20 protein-coding genes, 1 CRISPR repeat array and 1 other annotated feature are annotated in these 23,406 nt (G+C 42.2%); of the genes, 14 read left to right on the top strand and 6 right to left on the bottom strand.

Going from position 1 to position 23,406, the window contains the following annotated elements:
- Positions 1 to 7: 7 nt before the first annotated feature.
- The 5 genes from TES5_RS01005 (at position 8) to TES5_RS00985 (ending at position 3,825) form a co-directional block, all read left to right on the top strand.
- Positions 8 to 211 (top strand): YwbE family protein, encoded by a 204-nt coding sequence (locus tag TES5_RS01005; RefSeq protein ID WP_068558832.1) that lies wholly within the window; start codon positions 8 to 10, stop codon positions 209 to 211.
- Between the two features lie 144 nt (positions 212 to 355).
- Positions 356 to 585: a binding site (T-box leader), on the top strand.
- Positions 586 to 658: 73 nt separating this feature from the next.
- Complete coding sequence (locus tag TES5_RS01000) at positions 659 to 1,309, top strand: amino acid ABC transporter permease (RefSeq protein ID WP_068558831.1); 651 nt, start codon at positions 659 to 661, stop codon at positions 1,307 to 1,309.
- Complete coding sequence (locus TES5_RS00995; RefSeq protein WP_068558828.1) at positions 1,302 to 2,024, top strand: amino acid ABC transporter ATP-binding protein; 723 nt, start codon at positions 1,302 to 1,304, stop codon at positions 2,022 to 2,024. The genes TES5_RS01000 and TES5_RS00995 overlap by 8 nt, the downstream gene beginning before the upstream one ends.
- A 28-nt stretch (positions 2,025 to 2,052) precedes the next feature.
- Positions 2,053 to 2,904, top strand: coding sequence for a transporter substrate-binding domain-containing protein (locus TES5_RS00990; RefSeq protein ID WP_068558826.1), 852 nt, complete (start codon positions 2,053 to 2,055; stop codon positions 2,902 to 2,904).
- Between the two features lie 84 nt (positions 2,905 to 2,988).
- Positions 2,989 to 3,825, top strand: a complete 837-nt coding sequence (locus TES5_RS00985; protein ID WP_178137774.1) for a transporter substrate-binding domain-containing protein — start codon at positions 2,989 to 2,991, stop codon at positions 3,823 to 3,825.
- Between the two features lie 233 nt (positions 3,826 to 4,058).
- Here the strand turns inward: TES5_RS00985 and TES5_RS00980 are convergent, their stop codons facing one another.
- Together TES5_RS00980 and TES5_RS00975 are read right to left on the bottom strand one after the other, a co-directional pair.
- The gene (locus TES5_RS00980) at positions 4,059 to 4,739 is read right to left on the bottom strand and encodes a hypothetical protein (RefSeq protein WP_143148172.1); all 681 of its coding nucleotides are present in this window, start codon (positions 4,737 to 4,739) and stop codon (positions 4,059 to 4,061) included.
- A gap of 45 nt (positions 4,740 to 4,784) precedes the next feature.
- Positions 4,785 to 5,048, bottom strand: a complete 264-nt coding sequence (locus TES5_RS00975; protein ID WP_068558821.1) for a hypothetical protein — start codon at positions 5,046 to 5,048, stop codon at positions 4,785 to 4,787.
- A gap of 236 nt (positions 5,049 to 5,284) precedes the next feature.
- Here TES5_RS00975 and TES5_RS00970 point away from each other — a divergent pair, with 236 nt between their 5' ends.
- The 9 genes from TES5_RS00970 to cas2 all read left to right on the top strand — a co-directional run bounded on the left by TES5_RS00970 (position 5,285) and on the right by cas2 (position 14,550).
- Positions 5,285 to 5,959, top strand: a complete 675-nt coding sequence (locus TES5_RS00970; RefSeq protein WP_083546358.1) for a type IV toxin-antitoxin system AbiEi family antitoxin domain-containing protein — start codon at positions 5,285 to 5,287, stop codon at positions 5,957 to 5,959.
- Positions 5,960 to 6,046: 87 nt separating this feature from the next.
- Positions 6,047 to 6,301, top strand: a complete 255-nt coding sequence (locus TES5_RS00965) for a hypothetical protein (protein ID WP_143148173.1) — start codon at positions 6,047 to 6,049, stop codon at positions 6,299 to 6,301.
- A gap of 131 nt (positions 6,302 to 6,432) precedes the next feature.
- Entirely contained in the window at positions 6,433 to 8,883 is a 2,451-nt protein-coding gene (locus TES5_RS00960) for a CRISPR-associated helicase/endonuclease Cas3 (RefSeq protein ID WP_068558817.1), read from the top strand.
- A 246-nt stretch (positions 8,884 to 9,129) separates the two neighbouring features.
- Complete coding sequence (cas5c, locus tag TES5_RS00955; protein ID WP_068558815.1) at positions 9,130 to 9,825, top strand: type I-C CRISPR-associated protein Cas5c; 696 nt, start codon at positions 9,130 to 9,132, stop codon at positions 9,823 to 9,825.
- A gap of 15 nt (positions 9,826 to 9,840) precedes the next feature.
- Positions 9,841 to 11,691 (top strand): type I-C CRISPR-associated protein Cas8c/Csd1, encoded by a 1,851-nt coding sequence (gene cas8c / locus TES5_RS00950; protein WP_068558813.1) that lies wholly within the window; start codon positions 9,841 to 9,843, stop codon positions 11,689 to 11,691.
- 27 nt (positions 11,692 to 11,718) lie between these two features.
- Entirely contained in the window at positions 11,719 to 12,576 is an 858-nt protein-coding gene (cas7c, locus tag TES5_RS00945; protein WP_068558811.1) for a type I-C CRISPR-associated protein Cas7/Csd2, read from the top strand.
- On the top strand, positions 12,566 to 13,234 hold the full coding sequence (gene cas4, locus TES5_RS00940) for a CRISPR-associated protein Cas4 (protein WP_068558809.1): 669 nt from the start codon (positions 12,566 to 12,568) through the stop codon (positions 13,232 to 13,234). The genes cas7c and cas4 overlap by 11 nt, the downstream gene beginning before the upstream one ends.
- Positions 13,218 to 14,249 (top strand): type I-C CRISPR-associated endonuclease Cas1c, encoded by a 1,032-nt coding sequence (cas1c, locus tag TES5_RS00935; RefSeq protein ID WP_068558807.1) that lies wholly within the window; start codon positions 13,218 to 13,220, stop codon positions 14,247 to 14,249. Before cas4 ends, cas1c begins: the two co-directional genes overlap by 17 nt.
- A gap of 10 nt (positions 14,250 to 14,259) precedes the next feature.
- On the top strand, positions 14,260 to 14,550 hold the full coding sequence (gene cas2, locus TES5_RS00930) for a CRISPR-associated endonuclease Cas2 (protein WP_068558805.1): 291 nt from the start codon (positions 14,260 to 14,262) through the stop codon (positions 14,548 to 14,550).
- Between the two features lie 157 nt (positions 14,551 to 14,707).
- A CRISPR array of direct repeats spans positions 14,708 to 20,176; the repeat unit is 32 nt; unit sequence GTCGCACTCCTCGTGAGTGCGTGGATTGAAAT.
- 154 nt (positions 20,177 to 20,330) lie between these two features.
- Here cas2 and TES5_RS00925 read toward each other — a convergent pair.
- The 4 genes from TES5_RS00925 to TES5_RS00910 form a co-directional block, all read right to left on the bottom strand.
- The gene (locus TES5_RS00925; protein ID WP_178137777.1) at positions 20,331 to 21,245 is read right to left on the bottom strand and encodes an Abi family protein; all 915 of its coding nucleotides are present in this window, start codon (positions 21,243 to 21,245) and stop codon (positions 20,331 to 20,333) included.
- A 473-nt stretch (positions 21,246 to 21,718) separates the two neighbouring features.
- Complete coding sequence (locus TES5_RS00920; protein ID WP_068558803.1) at positions 21,719 to 22,042, bottom strand: type II toxin-antitoxin system Phd/YefM family antitoxin; 324 nt, start codon at positions 22,040 to 22,042, stop codon at positions 21,719 to 21,721.
- A gap of 520 nt (positions 22,043 to 22,562) precedes the next feature.
- Entirely contained in the window at positions 22,563 to 22,964 is a 402-nt protein-coding gene (locus TES5_RS00915; RefSeq protein WP_068558801.1) for a type II toxin-antitoxin system HicB family antitoxin, read from the bottom strand.
- A 27-nt stretch (positions 22,965 to 22,991) separates the two neighbouring features.
- Complete coding sequence (locus tag TES5_RS00910) at positions 22,992 to 23,183, bottom strand: type II toxin-antitoxin system HicA family toxin (RefSeq protein ID WP_068558799.1); 192 nt, start codon at positions 23,181 to 23,183, stop codon at positions 22,992 to 22,994.
- Between the last annotated feature and the right edge of the window lie 223 nt (positions 23,184 to 23,406).

Genomic DNA, 23,406 nt, shown 5'->3' with positions numbered 1-23,406 from the left:
GGAAAATATGGACGGAAAACTCAGAAAAAACATCAAAATCGGCGCTTTGGTCGATATCGTCTTGAAGAAAGACCAACGCACCGGGAAATTGACAAGAGGGCATGTGAAACGGCTGTTGACGAACAGCCCCAATCATCCGCACGGGATCAAAGTTATGCTGGTTGAAGGCGACCAGGTCGGACGCGTGCAGCAAATCGTGGAAGAGGCATAAATTGTATCTAAAAAATGAGAAAAGAATCGAGTTGTCGCGTCTTTTCACAGAAAAAAAAGGGTCAGATGAAAATCCAATGATAGTTTTTTTGTTGACAGTTCTTTTCAAATCTTATATTATGATTTCATACCACAACTGAATAGAACAAAGTCAGTGATGAAGAGAGTAGATTTGAATATTTTCTCCAGCGAGCCGGGACAGAGTGGAAGCCCAGCAGTAAAATATCAAATTGAAGCGCACTTCGGATGACGAAAAGGTGAACGTTGAGTAGCCTTTTACGCACTTTATGCGTTAATTTAATCGAGGTGGATTTGTTGTTTACAACAGATCAACTAGAGTGGTACCGCGGAATCAAACATTGACCCGTCTCTTGTAGCAATACAAGGGGCGGTTTTTTAGTACCCAAAGCACCACCAGCAAAAACATAAAAAAGGGGATTATATACAAATGGATTTGACTTTCTTTGAGACCTATCTGCCGATCTATTTCCAAGGCGCGGGTTACACGATTGGCCTTTCGATCAGTGCGATTGTACTGGGCGTCATCTTGGGGACGGGATTGGCATTGATGAAAATGTCGCCCAACAAGTTCCTCAGCATATTAGCGAATGGGTACATCCAAATTGTGCGGGGCACACCACTTTTGGTGCAATTATTCATCATTTATTACGGCCTGTACGTCATCAATATCGAATTGCCTGACTTCTTGTCCGGTGTCATCGCGGTATCATTGAACTCGGCAGCCTACATCGCCGAAATCATCCGTTCCGGAATCCAAGCAGTCGATAAAGGCCAGATGGAAGCCGCCCGTTCGATCGGAATGAGCAAATCAATGGCGATGCAAAAAATCATTTATCCACAAGCCATCAAGAATATCCTTCCTGCTTTGGGTAACGAATTCGTGACGCTGATCAAAGAAACATCCATCGTTTCTGTGTTGGGCTTACGCGACTTGATGTTCGCCGCCAATACGGTCCGCGGTGCGACATTCTTGCCATTCGGCCCGCTAGTGGTCGCTGCCGTGATGTACTTCATCATGACATCAATCGTCTCTAAATTAGTGGACATTCTGGAAATGAGGTTGAAACAAAGTGATTAAAACAGAAAAACTTACGAAATCTTTCGGGGACAAACAAGTCCTGAAAGGCATAGATGAACAAATCAACTCGGGTGAAGTGGTCGTTATCATCGGCCCGTCCGGATCCGGCAAAAGCACGTTTCTGCGTTGCATGAATCTGTTGGAAGAACCGACATCCGGGAAAGTGATCTTCGAAGGCCAGGAAATCAACAAAAAAGGTGTGGACATCGATTCCATCCGCACCAAAATGGGTATGGTTTTCCAAGGTTTCAATCTTTTTCCGCATCTGACGGTATTGGACAACATCATGATCGGACCGCAACAAGTCAAGAAAGTACCAAAAGATAAAGCCGAAGCGATCGCCAGAAAACTGTTGACGCGCATGGGCATGTCCGAAAAAGCCGATGTCTATCCACAATCCTTGTCGGGCGGACAGAAACAACGGATTGCGATCGCGCGCGCTTTGGCGATGGAACCGGATATGATGCTGTTCGATGAACCGACATCCGCGCTTGACCCGGAAATGGTCGGCGAAGTATTGCAGGTAATGAAAGACCTTGCGATGGAAGGCATGACGATGGTAGTCGTGACCCACGAAATGGGCTTTGCGAAAGAAGTAGGCGATCGCATCCTTTTCATGGATGACGGTCAGGTGATGGAACAAGGAACACCGGATGAGATTTTCAATCATCCAAAAAGTGAGCGGACAAAGGATTTCTTATCGAAAGTCCTATAAAATAAAAAACATATTTGGAGGGGTTAGGATGAAAAAAGGGTTATTGAAATTAGCTTTGGGTGCAATGAGCATTCTTGCTTTGGCGGCATGCGGCAATACAAGCGAGACAGCGGACAGCTCCGCAATAGATTCAGCAGCTACAACAACAACTGATAAATTGCAGGAAATCAAGGACAGCGGCAAATTGGTAATGGGTACATCTGCGGATTATCCTCCATACGAGTGGCACCTGATTAAAGACGGAAAAGATGAAATCATCGGATTCGACATCGACATCGCCCAAGCAATCGCTGATGAATTAGGCGTTGAGTTGGAAGTCAAAGATATGGACTTCGACGGACTGATCCCAGCGTTGACGACCGGTAAAATCGATATAATCATCGCTGGAATGAACGCCACTGAAGAAAGAAAACAAAGCGTTGATTTCACGGATGTCTACTATACGCAAACAGACATTGTCGTGATCAGAAAAGAAGATGCTGATAAGTTCACTTCAGAAGACAGCTTGAAGACAGCTAAATTGGCTACGCAAAAAGCGACAGTCCAAGAAACGTATCTACTGGAAGCTTTCCCAGACGCTGAAATCCAATCCGTACCGAAATGGAACACAGCAATCATGTCCTTGACGACCGGAAAAGTGGATGCCGTAATGATGGTGGATACCGTTGCGAAACAATTCATTGCACAAAATGATGATTTGATGGTTGCCAACTTTGATATCAACAGCACGCCAAATGCAGCAGCTATCGCAGTTGCGAAAAACGGCGGCGACTTCCTGGAAACAGTCAACAATATCGTAAATGAAATGAAAGAAAGCGGCAAAATCGAAGAGTTATACCAACTTAACGATCAAATCGTAACAGACAATACAGCAGAATAAAAATTAACATACCAATAAAAGTGCAAGGATGCTCTGAAAAGGGCATCCTTTTTTTTATAGTCAATGAATGCGGAGGAATCAGGATTGAAAAAAGGGTTTATGAAAATGGTTTTGGGAACGATGAGCCTTTTGGCTTTGGCAGCATGTGGAATTACGATCGGGACAGCGAACAGCGCTGCTGCTGAGGCAGACGGCGCATTGCAGGAAATCAAAGACAGCGGAAAATTGGTCGTCGGAACCTGTGCCGATTATCCCCCGTATGAGTGGCATCTTGTGCAAGACGGAGAGGACAAAATCATCGGCTTCGATATCGATATCGCTCAAGCCATCGCGGATGAACTCGGGGTCGAACTGGAAGTCAAAGACATGGATTTCGACGGCCTGATTCCGGCATTGTCCACAGGCAAGATCGATATGATCATCGCCGGCATGAACCCAACGGAAGAAAGAAAACAAAGCGTCGATTTCACGGACGTCTACTATACCCAAAAGGACGCTCTTGTGATCAAATCGGAGGACGCAAAGGATATCCGATCGGAAGACGACCTGAAGAAGGCCAGCCTGGCGACGCAAAAGGCGACGATCCAGGAAACGTACTTGCTGGAAACTTTCCCGAATGCTGAAATTCAGTCCGTACCGAAATTGAACACGGCCATCCTGTACTTGGTGACCGGCAAGGTTGATGCTGTGCTGATGGTGGAGACTGTTGCGAGGCGATACGTCGAAGAGAACGAAGGCCTTGAAATCGCCGACTCCGATGTCTCGAGCACGCCGAACGAATCAGCCATCGCTGTCGCGAAAGACAGCGCGGATTTTCTGGAGGAAGTGAATGACATCCTTGACGAAATGGAAGACAGCGGCAAGATCGAGGAGCTGATCCGTACGAATATTGAGATTATGGATGAAAACACCGGGGAATAATCTATTGTGGGATGGAAATACGAGAGAAGGCCCAACTGTCGGGAGTTCCGGATCGATTGCATCGCGAACAACCGAGAGATTCCGCAACTGTCGACTGTTCATCGTTCGTAGCCGGATTAACACCCGACACTAAACTTCTTTAGGCACGAAAAAATAATGGGGCTGGCTCATCTAACTCAATGAGCCAACCCCATTATTTTTTATGTACACTATTTTCGGTAGTTTCCAGTGTTTTACTTTTTCTTCTTCAGATCCGTGTAGCCGTTGTAGACAGTCGCGAAGATTCCGAAGAGGATACCGACAATCGGGAAGATGATCCAGGCGCTCGCCCAAGCGTAATAGACGAAGCCTGCAATCAAATATATTGCAGCGGCAAGCGGGAAGACGACACCCGCGACGATGCCGATGACTTTGTTCTTCTCGGCCTTATCCTTTGCGAACTCGCCGATCGACAGCAGTTTCTCGTAGGTTTTGTCCTGCAGGCCATAGAAGACGAACAGAAAGACGCCGATTGCGATGAAGCTGAGCAGGAACACAAGCGACAGGCCATTATCCTCTCCGAGCAGGACGACGGAAAGCAGCATAGAGACCGGCGCTAGGATGCAGAGTGCTACCCCAATCGCGACAGCAACGGCCAACCGCGGCCGGAAGGCTTTGTGTTCAGCTTTCAGCCTGGCGTAGGTTGCGGCATCGAGCTGGACCCGTTTCTCCTCCAACTCAAATTGCTGCTCCTTCATGCCATAAAGGATGAACAGCGCGACGCCGGCTGCGACAAGGATGAATAGTGGTACAAGCGTCAAGATATCCAAAAATTCATTCGTGCGGCCTCCTTGACCACCTCGGTATCCGGAAAGGTACTGGCCGAGAAACAGGCTAGCCGGCCCCATGATGCACAAGAAAACACCTGTAGCCATCGCCCAGGCAAAATGATGGCGATGATCGATGTACTCGTCGACTTCTTAGGAAGAAAGGAAAACTTCATTTTGGAGAGTTTCTGCAGGTGCAGCAGAAACTGTCGCTGTGGATGCGGGAGAGAAGTCATCGATATTGCCATAAGCTGCTATGGCGCTACTGATGGCCTCGTGCTCGCTTTTGCCTTCAGATTTCAGTTGTTGGTACTTATCCTGCATTTTTGTTAGCATGGCGTTCTTTTGGTCTAAGACTTCGGGAGTGGTTGGTAACTGTGCGAGGACGGAATCTACATAATTGCTGATTGTATCCATAATTCATCCTCTTTTCCTATGATGGCGCGTGATTCGATTAATTTAGAGGTTACCATTGTGGAAGTGTTAAGAGCTATTCAAGTCATCTAAAGTGTAGCACTTTTAGATGGGGCGGGGAAATGATATGAGCGGAATTAAGAGATGTAAATGCTGGTAGAAAGCGAGTTCAATAATTTGAATATAAAACTATATAAGTGTATTGTTTATAGTATGAAGTTCACCGAGGAGTGCTGCTCATGAAAGATGGAAATTCAAAATCAAAAAAAAGAAACAGTAGCGGGGATTCAAAACGACTAAATCCAAAAATTGGAAATAAACAGATTGATGAGGCAGTTAAAGATGTCGTAAACGAACAAAGTGGAATATTTCATGTGAAAGATTTGACTGCGCAGGGGATCCATCCTGAACAATTTAAGCGATATATTAAAAAAAGTGGAAAAATCGAAAAAGTTGGTCATGGTATGTATGTGCAGGCTGACGAATTCACTGACGAATTTCAATTTCTGCAAATCCGTTTTAATAAAGGGATCTTTTCGTACGAAACAGCCCTGTTTTTACATGACTTGACGGATGTAACGCCATTTGATTATCACATGACATTTCCACAGGGATACAACAATAAACGACTCACTGAGTCTGGCGTTATTTCCTCTTATGCTGTGCCTGAACGATACACTCTCGGCATTAGCGAGATGCGGAGTCCCTCCGGAAATATCATCCGAGTGTACGATGTTGAAAAAACCATTTGCGATATATACAATTCCCGCCATAAAGCGGATAAGGATGTACAATTGACTGCATTAAAAAGATACATGAAACGGAAAGATAAGAATCTCTCTAGATTAATGGGTTATGCAAAAATCCTTAAGGTTGATAAAATATTACGTCCATTCTTGGAGGCTCTTTTGTGATAAATATGGCAGAATACGGATTGGTATGCATGGATTAAATTTTTTATTCAAGCATGTGGTAGGGTGACTGACAAGCTCCTCTACAAATTGAAAGCAGCAGAAGAGTTAGCGGAAAAAGGTCTGATACAGGGCACTGCAGAAGCTAAGAGGGAAATTTGGTTGTATACCTTTTCTGATCCTTACACCATTGCAGAACGCGTTGCGGAAAATTTGAGTATTCCAACCGTAACAGCTAGAAAAGGGTTGAAGTCACTATCTGAAGCAGGCCTTTTGTATGCGGATAAAACCGAAAATGCGAGCAGCAAGTACCGAAACTATGATTTGATTAGAATTTTCGATTAAATAATGTTTGTAATCAAAAGAAAATAAATATATTATTAATGCATAAATATTAAGCAACGAACTTTCGAAATATTTATAATTGAGAAAATAATCGGCAGAAAATCTACTATATATAGATTGGTGGCTATCAAATGGAATCAATTGCGCATATTAGAAGGAATGATAAAAAAATTCAGACAGTTGAACAGCATCTGTTAGAAGTGAAGAATTTAGCAGAATCGTATGGCAAAGAAGCTAAAGTGAGTCATATTACGGGTTTAGCCGGTTTGCTGCACGATTTAGGAAAATTTACCCAAGAATTTTCAACTTACATCAAAACTGCTTCAGAAAATCCAGATAATCCTCCAAAGAGAGGCAGCGTGGATCATTCTACTGCAGGAGGAATGTTTCTGTATGAATTACTCCATAAGAAAGATTCTTCTAGAAACGAAAAAATCCTTGCTGAATTGGTAGGTAATGCTATCATTTCCCATCATGGTTTTTTGAAAGACTTCAATAATCCTTCTTTAGAATCAAAATATTTGGAACGAGTGAGTAAGGAAGGGAAAAGAGAAGTCTACTCAAAGTATGATGAATTTAGCGGTTACTTTTATGAAAAAGTAATGGATGAGGAATCGTTTTCAAATTATGTAAACAAAGCATTGGTCGAACTAAGCGAGTACATTTCACAATCGGAACCAACTACATTGCGAACAAGTTTGTATTATTTGACGACGTTTATATTCAGTGCGCTAGTGGATGCAGATAGGACAAATACCCGTCATTTTGAAGATGAAATCAACGAACAAAAAATAAGTAACCATGAATTGTTCCAATTATATGAAACGAAATTAAATGACCATTTAATTGAACTGCAGAAAAGTCCCAAGTCGAAATCTGAAATCAACAAGCTGCGAATGGAGATGTCTAATCAGTGCGAGAAATGTTCTGAGAATGAGAGCGGAATCTATTCGCTCTCTATCCCTACAGGAGGCGGGAAAACGCTGGCAAGTCTAAGATACGCACTAAAGCACGCGCTCAAACACAACAAGGAAAGAATCATATATGTGATTCCTTATACTTCTATTATCGATCAGAATGCAAAGTTGGTTAAAGAAATTTTAGACGATGACATAAATATTATTGAGCATCATACCAATGTCGACTTCGGTCCACAAACTGAGAATGAATTGTCTGAAGAATTGGATGAAATATTGGTAAATAAAACTGAAAAAATTCGTCTAGCAACAGACAACTGGGATGCACCGATTATTTTTACCACTATGGTCCAATATCTGAACGCCTTTTATGCCAAAGGAAACAGATACACAAGACGATTACATAATTTGACGAATGCCGTCATCATTTTTGACGAGGTGCAAAAAGTTCCTTCAAAATGCCTCTCTTTATTCACAGAATCAGTAAATTTTTTGGATAAAATGGGAAATAGCTCAGTTTTACTGTGCACAGCTACGCAACCTAGTTTAGAAACTATCAAGCGAAAAATTCACGTAAAAAATGAAATTGTGGAGAATTTACCTGATGTGGTGAAAGCTTTCAAAAGAACTGAAATAATCGATAAGGTTAAGGACGGTAAGATGAGTAGAGAGGATTTGAAATTTTTTGTAGGGAATATCATGGATATGAATCAGAGCCTGCTCATCATCTTGAACACAAAAAGAGTTGCAAAGGAATTATATGCAGAGCTAGATACATCAAATGTAGGTGCAACTGTGTATCATCTAAGCACATCAATGTGTGCAAAACACAGAATGGATGTTTTGGAAAAGGTTAGGAATGATTTGGATGATGGGAAAAAAGTTATATGTGTGAGCACTCAATTGATTGAGGCTGGGGTTGATGTTAGTTTTGAATGTGTCATTAGATCACTTGCGGGAATAGACTCAATCGCTCAAGCGGCGGGTCGTTGCAATAGAAATGGAGAAAAGAAAATAGGGAATGTCTATATTATTGATTATGGGGATGAAAAATTAGGTAACTTATCAGAAATAGAGAAAGGACAAAAGGTTACCCGACAAAAACTGATTGATTTAGCGAACGAACAAGGTGAGAATAAAGTAGATTTGTTGTCTCCAGAAGTCATAAAGTTATATTTCGAAAAATATTATAATGAAATCGAATCGTTGCTGGACTATCCACTTCAAATTGTAGGTGGGAATATGAATACAACAATGGTGAATGTTTTACTGGGTTGTCCGTTTATGAACGAATACATCAGCAAATCAAAAGAGAATAGAAGTAAGGTAACCTTACTGCAAGCGGCACATAGTTATGCAGCGGAACAATTTTTCGTGATAGATCAGAATACAAAGTCCATCATCGTTCCATATGATAAAGTCGGTGAAGAGATAATTGCTGATTTAAATCGGCCATATGGTATAGAAAAGCTATCAGTCTTGTTAAAAAAGGCGCAACAGTACACGGTGAATGTGTACGAGAATGATTTCAAAAAGCTGAGCGAAAGCAAAGCTTTACGCTATCTTTATGACGGTTCAATATACACCATTGTACCCAGTGCATATAGTAAATTCTATGGAATCGATCTTGATAATAGTAGCTTAGTGGATATTATTCAATTCTGATAATGTTGTTTGTTTTCCGTTTATAAGCCATAAGAAAAGGCTTATCCAAAAGATAAGCCCAGCTCTTATAATACATAATACATATTTCAATCCACGCATTTAGCGACAAGAAGAGTATACCATATTTTTGCATTTGAATGAAATATAGAAGATAAAAATTCATGTAATATCTATTATAATATAAAATTTGCATTGAGCGAATTAAAGGAATATAATAAACGTAAATAAGGGGAGAGAAGGGTAGAAATGAGAAATAGCGTCGAATTTGTTGTGTATGGACCTTATGCTTTGTTCACGGACCCTCTGACTAGGATGGGCGGGGAAAAATTATCCTATCAGCTACCAACGTACCAATCGCTTAAAGGTATAATTGAAAGCGTTTACTGGAAGCCCACTATTGTGTACTATATCGATGAAATCAGGATAATGAATCCCATAAGAATGGAATCAAAAGGGATGAGGCCTATCAATTATGGAGGTGGAAACACACTTGCGAACTATACCTATCTTCGGGATGTTAAGTATGAAGTGAAGGCACACTTTGAATTCAATCCGTATCGTCCGGATTTGATTTCTGATCGTAATGAACACAAACACCATAATATCCTTAAAAGATCAATCGAAATGGGAGGGAGAAGGGATATCTTCTTGGGCACAAGGGAATGTCAGGCATACGTTGAACCAGTAAAATTTGGTGAAAATACGGGGTATTATGATGAAGCTGAAGAAATGCATTTTGGGACAATGGTGCACGGGTTTAATTATCCCGATGAAACGGGTAAAGATCTGTTGGAAGTTCGATTATGGAATCCGGTGATGGAGAATGGCGTTATCAAATTTATTAGGCCGGAAGACTGTAAGAATGTCAGAACTATCAAGAAGATGAAGGCCAAGCAATTCGATGAATCAAATGTAAATTTTGAGATGGATCTAGATTTATAAAGAAAGGAGAAATCAATGAGTTGGCTATTGGATTTATATGAAACTTATGAAAACAATGAGGACTATGTAGGGATAACGGACTATAAAAGAAATGGACAGGCATTTATGCTGCTTCCCATTTCTCATACCACTCAATCCGCACACATAGAAGTTCTTGTAACAGAAGATGGAAACTTTCACTCAGCTTCAGTAATCCCTAAAGACGATGCCATTACGGTTATACCCACTACAGAAGAGTCTTCCAGTCGTGCGGGTGCAAAAACAGCCCCCTATCCTTTGCATGACAAGTTGAGTTATGTGGCAGGCGACTATAATTCGTTCGGTGGAGACCCTAAAAAAGTAAATGATTATCCCGTGTACATCAAGCAACTACAAGACTGGAGCGAGTCGCCATTTGTGACCTCAAAGGTAGACAGTATATACAAGTATCTGTCTAAAGGAGAGTTGATTACTGATCTGGTAAAAGATAAAAAACTTTGGGCAGATGAAAACCACAAATTGCGGACAAAGTGGGACAGTTCTCTAGGCGACAGACCTGAAATATTTAGTGTGGTCACCGGGGATCAAGATGCAGCCTTTGTCAGATTCGATGTTTATTATCCGGATAAAGTTAGTAAAAAAATATGGATGGATCCAGCGGTACAACAGAGTTTCATTGATTTTTACAACACGAAGCTGCAAAATGATGATCTCTGTTTTGTGACCGGGAAAATGCAGCCAGGTACGGAAAGACATGCCAATAAAATTCGTAATCCTGCAGATAAAGCAAAGCTGATCTCCGGGAATGATACAAGCGGTTTTACATTTCGGGGCAGATTCAATACCTCCAATGAAGTGGCAGGAATAAGTTATGAAGTTTCACAGAAAGCGCATAATGCTTTGAAATGGCTCATAAATAGGCAAGGAAAGGATATAGATGGAAGAGTGGTTCTAGTGTGGGGGAATGACAAACTGGATTATGTCGATCCCTTGGCAGGGGGCGAGGCAGTAGCTGGTTATGCCCAGACGCAACAGTCATTTTCTATTGAATTATCCAAGGCTATCGATGGTTATAAAAATGATTTAGAAACAGACTCCAAGGTAATCATTCTAGTATTGGACGCTGCCACAACAGGAAGAATGGCAGTAATCTACTACCGGCGAATAGATGCTGAAGAATATCTGGACAAGATAAAACAATGGCATTACAACCACACCTGGAGACAGATCGGTGAAGAAAAGAAAGTATTTTTTGGTGCACCATCAATTAAAAATATTGCAGTAGCTGCACATGGCGAGAAAGCGAATAACAAAGTTATCAAGTCCGTAATGGAAAGACTGCTTCCTTGTATCATTGATGGAAGAACGATTCCCAAGGACATAATAAATTCTTGTGTCAGAAGAGCGAGTAATCCGGTTGCTATGGAGAGATGGGAATGGGAGAAAGTGTTAAGCGTGGCATGTGCTTTGGTAAATGAGAAGGGAGCAGACGGTGTGGGACTAGATAATAACATTAAGGATAGGAGCTACCTATTCGGCAGATTATTGGCAGTGGCGGATGTCCTTGAAAATACGGCGTTACGGGCCGACGAGAAAAAACGAATTACGAATGCGGAGAGGTATATGAGCGCGTTCTCACAACATCCTAGTCGGACTTGGGAAATCATCCAAAAAGCAATTCAGCCATATAAAGCAAGACTAGGAGAAAAATCAATTTTCTATACAAAACAAATAGATGAGATACTTTCCAAAATTGAATTTGAAGATTTCAATGATAAACCATTGAAGAGTGTTTATTTGTTAGGTTATTCCAGCCAGCGGCAAGAATTATATACTAAAAAACAGAAAGTTGAGATTTTAACTGAAACAACATTAGACGATAAATAAAAGCATAAATAAAAGGAGGCAACAAATATGTCAGTATTAGATCACAAAATTGATTTCGCGGCAATCATTTCGGTGACAAAGGCCAATCCCAACGGAGATCCCTTGAATGGTAATCGTCCAAGACAAAACTATGATGGAAAAGGCGAAATGTCAGATGTATGCATTAAAAGAAAAATACGCAATAGACTTCAAGATATGGGAGATTCAATTTTCGTACAATCGCAAGATCGAACAGATGATGGTTTCCAATCTCTCAGGGATCGTGCGGACTCTAATGAAACATTGAAAAAGGCACTTGTTGATAAGAAATCTAAAATAACATCGGATGAGTTTGCCTCAGTTGCTTGCTCAGAATGGACAGATGTCAGAAGTTTTGGTCAAGTGTTTGCATTTAAAGGCTCTGAACTTTCAGTTGGCGTAAGAGGACCAGTTTCGATACAGACCGCTGTGAGCGTAGATCCGGTAGATGTGACAAGTATGCAGATCACAAAAAGCGTTAATTCTACAACTTCAGATACAAAAGGGTCGGACACAATGGGGATGAAGCATTTTGTAGAATTCGGTGTTTATGTATTAAAAGGTAGCATAAATACCCAATTAGCTGAAAAAACTGGGTTTACAAACGAAGATGCCGAGAAAATCAAAATGGCACTTCAAACGTTATTTGCTAACGATGTATCCTCGGCGAGACCAGATGGCAGCATGGAGGTGAATAAAGTTTACTGGTGGGATCATACGTCCAAGTTAGGGCAATATTCTTCAGCAAAAGTGCACCGTTTGCTATCAATTGAAAAGAAAACTGAGCATCCAACCTCTTTTGAAGATTATAATATAGAACTTGCCTCGTTAGATAATTTGAATGTGGAGATTCTGGATGGTTTATGAGGAAGATGACTTTCTTTTATTATCAGGAATTCAACATTTTGTATTTTGTAAACGACAGTGGGCATTGATTCATATCGAACAGCAATGGGAAGAAAATGATTTGACGATCGAAGGGCAAGATCTTCATAAAAAAGCTGATGAGCCCTTCATCAGAGAAAAACGGAAAGAAAAACTCATCATTCGTGGAATGCCTGTAAAATCGTATAGCTTAGGTACGTCAGGAATCTGTGATGTTGTCGAATTTATTCAGAACGAAAATGGCGTATCCATACATGGTGAGGAGGGACTTTATATTCCTGCTCCGATTGAATATAAACACGGAAAACCCAAAGAAAATGATGCGGATATTCTGCAAATGGTTGCTCAAGCCCTTTGTCTAGAGGAAATGCTTTTATGTTCGATTGATGTAGGATATCTATTTTATAATGAAACCAAACGAAGATCCGAGATACAAATTACCCCGGAGTTACGCGATAGAGTAAGAAAAATGTTTGCCGAGATGCATGATTTATACCTAAAAAGACATACTCCCAAGGTTAAAACAGGTCCACATTGTGAGCGTTGCTCATTAAAGGATATCTGCCTACCTAAGTTAATGAACAAGGAATTAGTCAGTTCCTATTTGGAAAGGAGGCTTGGTTTTGAAGAAATTACTTAATACAATTTACGTTACCACGCCAGATTCTTATCTATCTTTGGATGGCGATAATCTAGTAGTATTGAATAATGATAAAAAAATCGGTAGAGTCCCGATGCATAATATTGAATCTATCGTTACGTTTGGCTATACAGGTGCAAGTCCAGCTTTGATGAGATACTGCGTGGAGCATAATGTATCCTTGACTTTCATGAGACAGAGTGGGAAATTTATGGCAAGGGTAATCGGTCCTTCAAGGGGAAATGTAACTCTTCGAAAAAAACAGTACCAAATTTCTGAAAATGAGAGAGAGTCAGTAAAAATCGCTCGAAACTTTATTATCGGCAAAGTCTATAATCACAAGTGGATATTGGAACGAGCAACTAGAGATCATCCTTTGTCAGTAGACATAAAATCTTTCAAAAATGCATCGCAACAACTTGCTGTTTTGTTGAAAGAAATAAAGGTCTGCGATAATTTTGAATCATTGAGGGGCTTGGAAGGGCAAGCTGCAGTCAGTTATAACCGTGTGTTTGACGAAATGATTTTACAGCAGAAAGAGCATTTTTATTTTCATGGGAGAAACAGAAGGCCTCCACTTGATAATGTAAACGCCATGTTATCATTCGCGTATACATTACTGTCGATTGATATTACCGGAGCTCTGGAGCAGGTGGGGTTAGATGCATATGTTGGTTTTTTGCATCGTGACAGACCAGGAAGGGCATCACTTTCTTTGGATTTGATGGAAGAATTTCGTGGAATCATGGCAGACAGATTTGTAATTTCTTTAATCAATTTGAAGGTAATTAATGAAAAAGATTTTATCCAAAAAGAAAACGGCTCTGTGATTATGACCGATGAGGGCAGAAAGAAATTTATATCAGCTTGGCAAAGTAAAAAACAGGAACCCATTACACACCCCTTTTTAGATGAAAGAATAACCTGGGGATTAGCTCCATATTCTCAAAGTCTGTTGTTAGCGCGGTCTTTAAGAGAAGATTTGGATCAATATCCACCTTTTCTATGGAAGTAGGTGATATGCCATTCTCGCCTTGATAACCTATGACGTCAGCGTATCGGATAAAGCAGGTAGAACTAGATTGCGTAAGGTAGCTAAAACTTGCCAAAATTATGGTCAAAGAGTGCAAAATTCTGTATTTGAGTGTATTGTGGATAATATGCAACTTACTGAACTAAAAATAAAGTTGTTGGATATTATTGATACGAATGAGGATAGTTTGAGGGTGTATATCATCGGTAATAACTACAAAAATAAAGTGGAACACTTCGGAACAAAAAAAGCTATAAATCTGGAAGATGTATTATTCTTTTAGTGCGAACCTGAAGTGAACATCAAACTACTAGAAGCTTCGCACCTCTATAATGTACTAGAATTGATATAATTAGCTTAATATTTATTGTAAAAACGAGTTATAGCAAGTCGTAAAGTTGATTTAGACATAAATTTATTAATTATCGCTATAATTCGCAGTCGCACTCCTCGTGAGTGCGTGGATTGAAATCAAATGCAAGACCTTTGCCGCCGTTGAGATAATCGTCGCACTCCTCGTGAGTGCGTGGATTGAAATAACCATTTGTTGACCATTGTTGGATTAAAAGTAAGTCGCACTCCTCGTGAGTGCGTGGATTGAAATTTTTTGTGCCTGATCGATGACCAGGAGCGCGATAGTCGCACTCCTCGTGAGTGCGTGGATTGAAATTTACACAGCTTGAATTAGTGACCCTAGCTTTTGGTCGCACTCCTCGTGAGTGCGTGGATTGAAATTTACACAGCTTGAATTAGTGACCCTAGCTTTTGGTCGCACTCCTCGTGAGTGCGTGGATTGAAATAAGGACAAGACAGGCGGTATCGCAAGGCGCTTAGTCGCACTCCTCGTGAGTGCGTGGATTGAAATTGCAAGTGCCAATGTCGCCGTATCAAAACGTGCGCGTCGCACTCCTCGTGAGTGCGTGGATTGAAATAGCAATAACACCATAATAGCGTCCACGAACATCGTCGCACTCCTCGTGAGTGCGTGGATTGAAATCTCGATATGCTTATCGATGCTACGAAGAACTTTTGTCGCACTCCTCGTGAGTGCGTGGATTGAAATAACAGAGGCTGGAAGCAGAAAAACAAGCGCAGCAAGTCGCACTCCTCGTGAGTGCGTGGATTGAAATTCATAAAAGTGTACCAACCGTTCTATGTGGCCAAGTCGCACTCCTCGTGAGTGCGTGGATTGAAATATCGATGTACGCGCGCGCCTCTCTTGTGAGCGTATCGTCGCACTCCTCGTGAGTGCGTGGATTGAAATGAAGCTGGGACACCAATTCAGGTTGTCAAAGAGAGGTCGCACTCCTCGTGAGTGCGTGGATTGAAATCAGTAGAACAAGCCCGCGTTCGCGCCATTCGTGGCGTCGCACTCCTCGTGAGTGCGTGGATTGAAATTACATCCAGGATCTTGTTTCCTTCATCCGACAACGTCGCACTCCTCGTGAGTGCGTGGATTGAAATTCAACTTCCGCTTTAAACTCACTGTATTTCATTGTCGCACTCCTCGTGAGTGCGTGGATTGAAATAATTTGAAGTAACGTGTCGTGCTGAAAAGCAAATCGTCGCACTCCTCGTGAGTGCGTGGATTGAAATGCCACCGATAAGACTAGGAACGTCATTCATAAAGCCGTCGCACTCCTCGTGAGTGCGTGGATTGAAATCCGGCACTTACTGCTAGATATCTTACTACCATTAGTCGCACTCCTCGTGAGTGCGTGGATTGAAATGCCGCCGACGAGTGGGACCTGATCGACGAGTACACGTCGCACTCCTCGTGAGTGCGTGGATTGAAATTACGTCGAAAAACAAGCACATATCACAGAGGTTACGGTCGCACTCCTCGTGAGTGCGTGGATTGAAATAACCACATGTTCGCACCAGTTATGGTTGCTGTTGTCGCACTCCTCGTGAGTGCGTGGATTGAAATCAAAACTCATACGGCGTTGTTTTGGACGAAATTGAAGTCGCACTCCTCGTGAGTGCGTGGATTGAAATACTGTTGTTGCCAACCGTTTACGAGCCTTACAAAGTCGCACTCCTCGTGAGTGCGTGGATTGAAATACGCGCTATTTTGATTACTCGTGGGAAAACGAAAACGTCGCACTCCTCGTGAGTGCGTGGATTGAAATCGAATCGGCAAAGTCTTATCTGTTGAATCTCGCCGTCGCACTCCTCGTGAGTGCGTGGATTGAAATCGACTGGACATGGCAACGGATCACATCGAATCCAGTCGCACTCCTCGTGAGTGCGTGGATTGAAATATACATGAAAATGTGTCCAATCCGGTCGTAAAACGTCGCACTCCTCGTGAGTGCGTGGATTGAAATAACCTCTTTCTTAATAGCTTGCAAACCTTTTTCAGTCGCACTCCTCGTGAGTGCGTGGATTGAAATAAAACCAGATAGCGTTGAAATGGTTAAAATCAAAAGTCGCACTCCTCGTGAGTGCGTGGATTGAAATACAGAGAACAAGGAAGTCACTGAAGAAGTTGCCCGTCGCACTCCTCGTGAGTGCGTGGATTGAAATGAAACAATCAAGATAATCCGGAATTTGGGGATCTGGTCGCACTCCTCGTGAGTGCGTGGATTGAAATAACGGACATGAAGAAGTATTATCCAGGGTTAAAGTCGCACTCCTCGTGAGTGCGTGGATTGAAATAACGGCATCGCTCAGGGCGTAAGCATGACTGCGGATGTCGCACTCCTCGTGAGTGCGTGGATTGAAATAGAGATAAGCTACATCCCAAGCCAATTGTGTATGAGTCGCACTCCTCGTGAGTGCGTGGATTGAAATAATACCGTGGCAACGATGTTGATGCCGGCCGTCCGTCGCACTCCTCGTGAGTGCGTGGATTGAAATCGGTATGGGTAAAGGATGCGCTCCTTCAGGAGATGTCGCACTCCTCGTGAGTGCGTGGATTGAAATTTAAAAACGGAAGTACAAATGACTATGACGCGCGTGTCGCACTCCTCGTGAGTGCGTGGATTGAAATTTCAAAGGCTTGCTGTATAACGGTTGCAGGCTATGTCGCACTCCTCGTGAGTGCGTGGATTGAAATGCTCATGCCCGGCCGGTCCAGTTTAGAGCCAGAAAGTCGCACTCCTCGTGAGTGCGTGGATTGAAATATTGTGCATCCTCCTCATTACATTCCCATATCGGAGTCGCACTCCTCGTGAGTGCGTGGATTGAAATTAGTGTGATAACTACTATCACTTGCAACTTTAACCGTCGCACTCCTCGTGAGTGCGTGGATTGAAATAAACAAAAGGAAATAAAGGAGCGTTTATCATGCGTCGCACTCCTCGTGAGTGCGTGGATTGAAATAGATCACCGTTCCCATAGTCGATGGTGCCGGTGTCGCACTCCTCGTGAGTGCGTGGATTGAAATCTCCTGTGTTGTATAATGGACTTGTAAAAAGCTAACGTCGCACTCCTCGTGAGTGCGTGGATTGAAATACCTAACCGCTAAAGAAGGTTTATCCGAAACAGAAAGTCGCACTCCTCGTGAGTGCGTGGATTGAAATGACTTAGTACGGTAAATGTGATAATTTAGATACGTCGCACTCCTCGTGAGTGCGTGGATTGAAATGGCATGGCGATGGTCGGTATCTTGTCCGTGTTCGCGTCGCACTCCTCGTGAGTGCGTGGATTGAAATGGCTTCGCGTTATGGCAAGCCCAATGCGCTAACAAGTCGCACTCCTCGTGAGTGCGTGGATTGAAATTCCATGGCAGATGGATGTCCGCCTTTAGAGACTGGTCGCACTCCTCGTGAGTGCGTGGATTGAAATCACACGCTCGATGTTACTGAAGAAATGGCATTCCGTCGCACTCCTCGTGAGTGCGTGGATTGAAATACGTACTTGTCTACGTCCTCGTTGTATGCTGCGTCGTCGCACTCCTCGTGAGTGCGTGGATTGAAATGGTTGCAGCAGTAGCCGCGGCAACAACAGGAGCAGTCGCACTCCTCGTGAGTGCGTGGATTGAAATAATGAGCAACGAGGCGTGAGCGTGACGCAGTGAGTGTCGCACTGCTCGTGAGTGCGTGGATTGAAATTCCCAAGTCACAGAGGAGCGCAACGGAATATTTGTCGCACTCCTCGTGAGTGCGTGGATTGAAATGGTCAGAGCAAAGTCATAACTCAACTTACCGATATAGTCGCACTCCTCGTGAGTGCGTGGATTGAAATTCGTGTAGACCTCTATACATTTACGCATATAACCGTCGCACTCCTCGTGAGTGCGTGGATTGAAATCATGTTATGTCAAAATTATGCGATGCGGAAATTGGTCGCACTCCTCGTGAGTGCGTGGATTGAAATGGAGATTTGAACGATACGGACCTAGAAACACTAAGTCGCACTCCTCGTGAGTGCGTGGATTGAAATATCCCATATAGGATAAACAATGCGACGCCGGCTGGTCGCACTCCTCGTGAGTGCGTGGATTGAAATCATAAGGGGTCGATCACAAAAGTTGGGAAGCTCCGTCGCACTCCTCGTGAGTGCGTGGATTGAAATAACGCAAACGCAATGACGGTCAAATCTTGGTTAAGTCGCACTCCTCGTGAGTGCGTGGATTGAAATCGCGAAGACATCAAGTATGAACTGATCGGGTTCGGGTCGCACTCCTCGTGAGTGCGTGGATTGAAATCGAAGAACGCAGTCCCTAAAACAGATTTCAATTCGTCGCACTCCTCGTGAGTGCGTGGATTGAAATAAAGGATGAAAACAAGCGCCGCGATCGAAACGGCCGTCGCACTCCTCGTGAGTGCGTGGATTGAAATAAAGCGCGGTTTCCCTCGGCATATGGTGAAAGATGTCGCACTCCTCGTGAGTGCGTGGATTGAAATCAAAATTATCACCACCCGATAAAATTAATCCCGAAGTCGCACTCCTCGTGAGTGCGTGGATTGAAATGGACGCGATCACGGATATTGGTGCAATCGCTGCCCGTCGCACTCCTCGTGAGTGCGTGGATTGAAATTGTATTGAACTCCGTTTCCAACGTTAATCAAGATGTCGCACTCCTCGTGAGTGCGTGGATTGAAATCATAATGAACTCGTAACCCTGAGTAAAGTGTCAAGTCGCACTCCTCGTGAGTGCGTGGATTGAAATGGTAGCGATAGCATTTGCGATTGTTTGGTCTACCAGTCGCACTCCTCGTGAGTGCGTGGATTGAAATTCACGAACATGCAAATTGCATCTTTTGTTTACAAGTCGCACTCCTCGTGAGTGCGTGGATTGAAATCAGACCTGAATGATAAGACATTTACGATATCAAGTCGCACTCCTCGTGAGTGCGTGGATTGAAATACGCTCCAGCCTTGGGTGTATACCCATTGAGGGATGTCGCACTCCTCGTGAGTGCGTGGATTGAAATACTTGCTGGATCGTGTACGTTTTCCCTTTGACCCGTCGCACTCCTCGTGAGTGCGTGGATTGAAATGACATAAAAGTAAGATATGCACGAATTCCTTCGGTCGCACTCCTCGTGAGTGCGTGGATTGAAATAGCACCACGATCGGCATGCTCTTATATCCCGTATGTCGCACTCCTCGTGAGTGCGTGGATTGAAATAATTTTTGCGGCGGTGCTACAATCAGCAACGGCTGTCGCACTCCTCGTGAGTGCGTGGATTGAAATCGCACCCGAAGACAGGTAAGACGATACGCGCCATGTCGCACACCTCGTGAGTGCGTGGATTGAAATGAAGAACGGCCAACGAATGAACTTTATATAAATAGTCGCACTCCTCGTGAGTGCGTGAATTGAAATAGTGATGAAAGAAAACAGCCTTTTTTTATTACGTCGCACACTTCGTGAGTGCGCGGATTGAAATCACACCATAAATCTGAGAGATCGTGATGACGGTGGTCGCACTCCTTGTGAGTGCGTGGATTGAAATTAGCCTATTTTATAAGGCAACTACAGCTATTTTGATTTACATGGGAACATAATTCGTTATTAGATTATGTTCCCGTGTGTAATGCATTCGTATTGTTCTATTACACTCTCCAAAATAAATAAAGACTGGCAACTATCCTTCATGGATAAAATTGCTAGTCTTTATTTGTAGGGTCTATTGCAATCACAAGGGCGTTTTTCCAGTTTTCTCTAAGTCCATTTAAGGGATAGTTTATAATTTCTGTATTGCCATTAAAAATCTCTTCTAAATTATCCATGAACAGATTCCATTCAGACTGTACTTGAAGGGAATGGAAGGAGAGAAGGGATTTTAGAACAAGCAAAGCTACGAAGAGGGTGTTTTTATCTTCATTAGTAACACCATATTGTTTCATGTCTTCCTTTTTTAATCTAGGAAGAACAATATACTTCTTCCCGTAAAAACGGCTATGGTGTGCGGAAATATTCCGAAGGTAACGGGACACGGAGATCCAGCTAAGGACAAACTTTCTGTTTTCTCGTCCGAAAACCCTATCCGACCATTCATTTCGATAATCAGTATTCAATACGGATAGGAAGGTATCCAATTGGCCGAAGGTGAGTTCTTCCACCAAGACCCAAATAGGGATGCAACCATTCCGCTGCTTGAAATGGTGCTCAATGAATGGTTCCTTGCTCTTATGGAGTGCCTCAGCAAAGCTTTCCATCGTTTCAAGATATGTCTTATGGGAGTTATAGAGAGCAGGATCGAGATAACATTCTGCTTTTGCATATTCGGTACTTTCATATATGTGACTGAGGTGATAGGCGACACTTGTTTTGATCCATTTCTCGATTCGAGAGGTGAAATAGTGGATTTCTCTGCGCAGGAATTCATCAATTTGGTAGATTCGTAGAGCGTCTGTGTAGGAATACTTATCCCCTTGACAAGGGAGAAGTTTCGGAAAGATGGAAAAGTTGTAATAATTATTGTACTGGAAGAATTCTTGAGCAATTTGCCTCTCTTCTTCTGTAAAGGACAAGTTATGAGCGTCATCTTCTCCAGAAAGGATGGTTATGAAGTTTTCCACGTTGGAGGGTTCCTTCATCAATTCCCCTAAATCTTTATTTTTTTTGAAGTATCTTGGGCGGTCATGCTATTCTTCAATTATCCGTACAACTTGTTGGTATGTTTCAAAAAAATAGGTCAAGCTAATCCACCTCGCTATCTACTCAAAAAAAAAGACTTACCCTGGTCCGCTATCGATCTTTCGATCAAGGAAGCGTGGTAAGTTCTAGTAGAATTATACTAACATGTCAGGCTGAAAATAACAAGGTTTTGGCTTATGCAATCTACCAATTCATTAGAAAGCACCTACAATGCTTAACACACTTAGTTTCAGATGGTTTAGGGAATCCGCTTCCTCTAGTTAACTTTGAATATGTCGTTTTCCTGAGCGGCTTTCCTTTAATCGCTCTTCAGCAGCATCAGTTCACTGCTTCAAAGCGCCATCTAATTTTTTATAATCTCTTTCGGCCTCTTTCCAAAAAAATACCTCAGCCATTAATCAAACAAATCCTTATCAGACAATGCGGAGCAAGGATTATTTTCTTGGTTGGATTCGATTACCTTTTCAGAGGGAATGAGCTCACCGGGACCGTCTTTAACTCGATTGTTTAGTTGACTATAAAAGAGTTTTTCTTCAAGGACCCTGTTTCTTTTTACGAGTTCTTCGTAAGTGGTATTGCTGAGTATAACCGCTTCAGGCTTGTTATGATTAAAAATAAAAGTTGGCTCTCCGGTTTGATTGATATCTTTAATGATTTTTGAGAATTCTTTTTTGGCTTCAGTAACTGATTTAGTGTTCACATCTAATATTTTTAACATTTGAGACACCTCCGTTTTCTATATTTACCTCATTATAATTGCAAAAGTATTTAAATCAACTTCTAATATAGGTCTTTTTTTAGGTTTTAATTGATGAGAGATGAGAATTTCTACACATCTATTTCTACCATGATTGGAATATGATCACTGTAACTGATCCACTTGTCATAAGGTTCTATTTCAAATGATTGTAAGATGGTTGTCGGGCAGAAGAAATAATCTATGTGAAAGGGTCGAGTCTGGTGCCTGTATAAATAAAAGGTTTTTTGCGTTTCGCATCCTTGAATTTCTTTGTTCAATACATGATAGGCGCTATCAAGTCCTGCAGATTTTAAGTCATTAACAACTGCTGAGTGATTTCTGCGTTTATGCCCCTTGTTCCAGATAGCATTGCTATTGAAGTCTCCTCCGACAATACAATTTTCTAAATTATACCTATGGATTTGGACGTAGGTGTGAATATCTTCTATCCAAATGTGTTTTGTGTGGAATATGTGTATGAAAAAAAGAGTCCAGCAGGCTAGACTCTTAATTTTTCTTTCAACGCTTCTGTTAACGTTGCGGAGAAATTGATGCCGGCTTCTTCAGCTTGTTCAGCCAAATCGACAGGAATCGTTGTATTTTTTCTGACAACAGGCATTTTTACTTTTTTAGCGGCTGCAATAAGATCAACCATAATATAGCTCACAATCGCTTTGGGATTATCGGCTTGGACATCTGATAAGTGAGATGCTGTTGGTAGGTTTTTTTCATCATAAAGCATCAATTCCAATGCTTCAGCGCCGTTGGCCAGTGCATCTGGAATTCCGACTCCTTCGGAAATTGCGCCCGGTACATCCGGAAAGGTTACTGTGTATGTTCCTGTATCATTTTCGCTATCGTCGAGAACTGCTGGATAAGCAACATAGTGCGTGTGCGCCATAATGATTTCCTCCTCTATATAAATCAATTATTTTAGTCCGGCTTGCTTCAGGATGTTGTTGTATGTGCCCGGAGCTATTTCATCTTTGAGACTACTGTAGGGAACCGTTACTTTATGTCCGTTGCCATCTTCATAACGATGATGGTCACCGATGATGCGAACTTCCATAAACCCAAGCTCTTTTAATAACTTCAAAACTTGTCTGGCTGTCTGTGGCATTACTGCAACTCCTGTCCATATTTACATTATATACGCACTATGCGCATTTATCAATTTTGTGATTCATTAAAACAATCTAATTCTACAGATTTTACCTATTCCATCAATCTTCTAGAATATACGGAAATATACTCTGGAAACTTTAAAATTTCGTCTATGTGCAACTCATTTCGGACCGTGTTTCGCCAATCTAACTCTAAGGCAATTGAACAGGGCTTTAATC

The organism is Trichococcus sp. ES5 (genome assembly GCF_900067165.1).
In the GTDB taxonomy this organism is placed as follows: domain Bacteria; phylum Bacillota; class Bacilli; order Lactobacillales; family Aerococcaceae; genus Trichococcus; species Trichococcus flocculiformis.
The sequence above is the reverse complement of the archived record's forward strand: the minus strand, read 5'-3'. Positions and strand labels throughout refer to the sequence as shown.

Excerpts from the sequence above, each read along its gene's own strand:
- TES5_RS01005 (WP_068558832.1), top strand. The coding sequence starts at position 8 with ATGGACGGAAAACTCAGAAAAAACATCAAAATCGGCGCTTTGGTCGAT.
- TES5_RS01000 (WP_068558831.1), top strand. The coding sequence starts at position 659 with ATGGATTTGACTTTCTTTGAGACCTATCTGCCGATCTATTTCCAAGGC.
- TES5_RS00990 (WP_068558826.1), top strand. The coding sequence starts at position 2,053 with ATGAAAAAAGGGTTATTGAAATTAGCTTTGGGTGCAATGAGCATTCTT.
- TES5_RS00980 (WP_143148172.1), bottom strand. The coding sequence starts at position 4,739 with ATGGCTACAGGTGTTTTCTTGTGCATCATGGGGCCGGCTAGCCTGTTT.
- TES5_RS00975 (WP_068558821.1), bottom strand. The coding sequence starts at position 5,048 with ATGGATACAATCAGCAATTATGTAGATTCCGTCCTCGCACAGTTACCA.
- TES5_RS00970 (WP_083546358.1), top strand. The coding sequence starts at position 5,285 with ATGAAAGATGGAAATTCAAAATCAAAAAAAAGAAACAGTAGCGGGGAT.
- TES5_RS00960 (WP_068558817.1), top strand. The coding sequence starts at position 6,433 with ATGGAATCAATTGCGCATATTAGAAGGAATGATAAAAAAATTCAGACA.
- cas5c (WP_068558815.1), top strand. The coding sequence starts at position 9,130 with ATGAGAAATAGCGTCGAATTTGTTGTGTATGGACCTTATGCTTTGTTC.
- cas8c (WP_068558813.1), top strand. The coding sequence starts at position 9,841 with ATGAGTTGGCTATTGGATTTATATGAAACTTATGAAAACAATGAGGAC.
- cas7c (WP_068558811.1), top strand. The coding sequence starts at position 11,719 with ATGTCAGTATTAGATCACAAAATTGATTTCGCGGCAATCATTTCGGTG.
- cas4 (WP_068558809.1), top strand. The coding sequence starts at position 12,566 with ATGGTTTATGAGGAAGATGACTTTCTTTTATTATCAGGAATTCAACAT.
- TES5_RS00920 (WP_068558803.1), bottom strand. The coding sequence starts at position 22,042 with ATGTTAAAAATATTAGATGTGAACACTAAATCAGTTACTGAAGCCAAA.
- TES5_RS00915 (WP_068558801.1), bottom strand. The coding sequence starts at position 22,964 with ATGGCGCACACGCACTATGTTGCTTATCCAGCAGTTCTCGACGATAGC.
- TES5_RS00910 (WP_068558799.1), bottom strand. The coding sequence starts at position 23,183 with ATGCCACAGACAGCCAGACAAGTTTTGAAGTTATTAAAAGAGCTTGGG.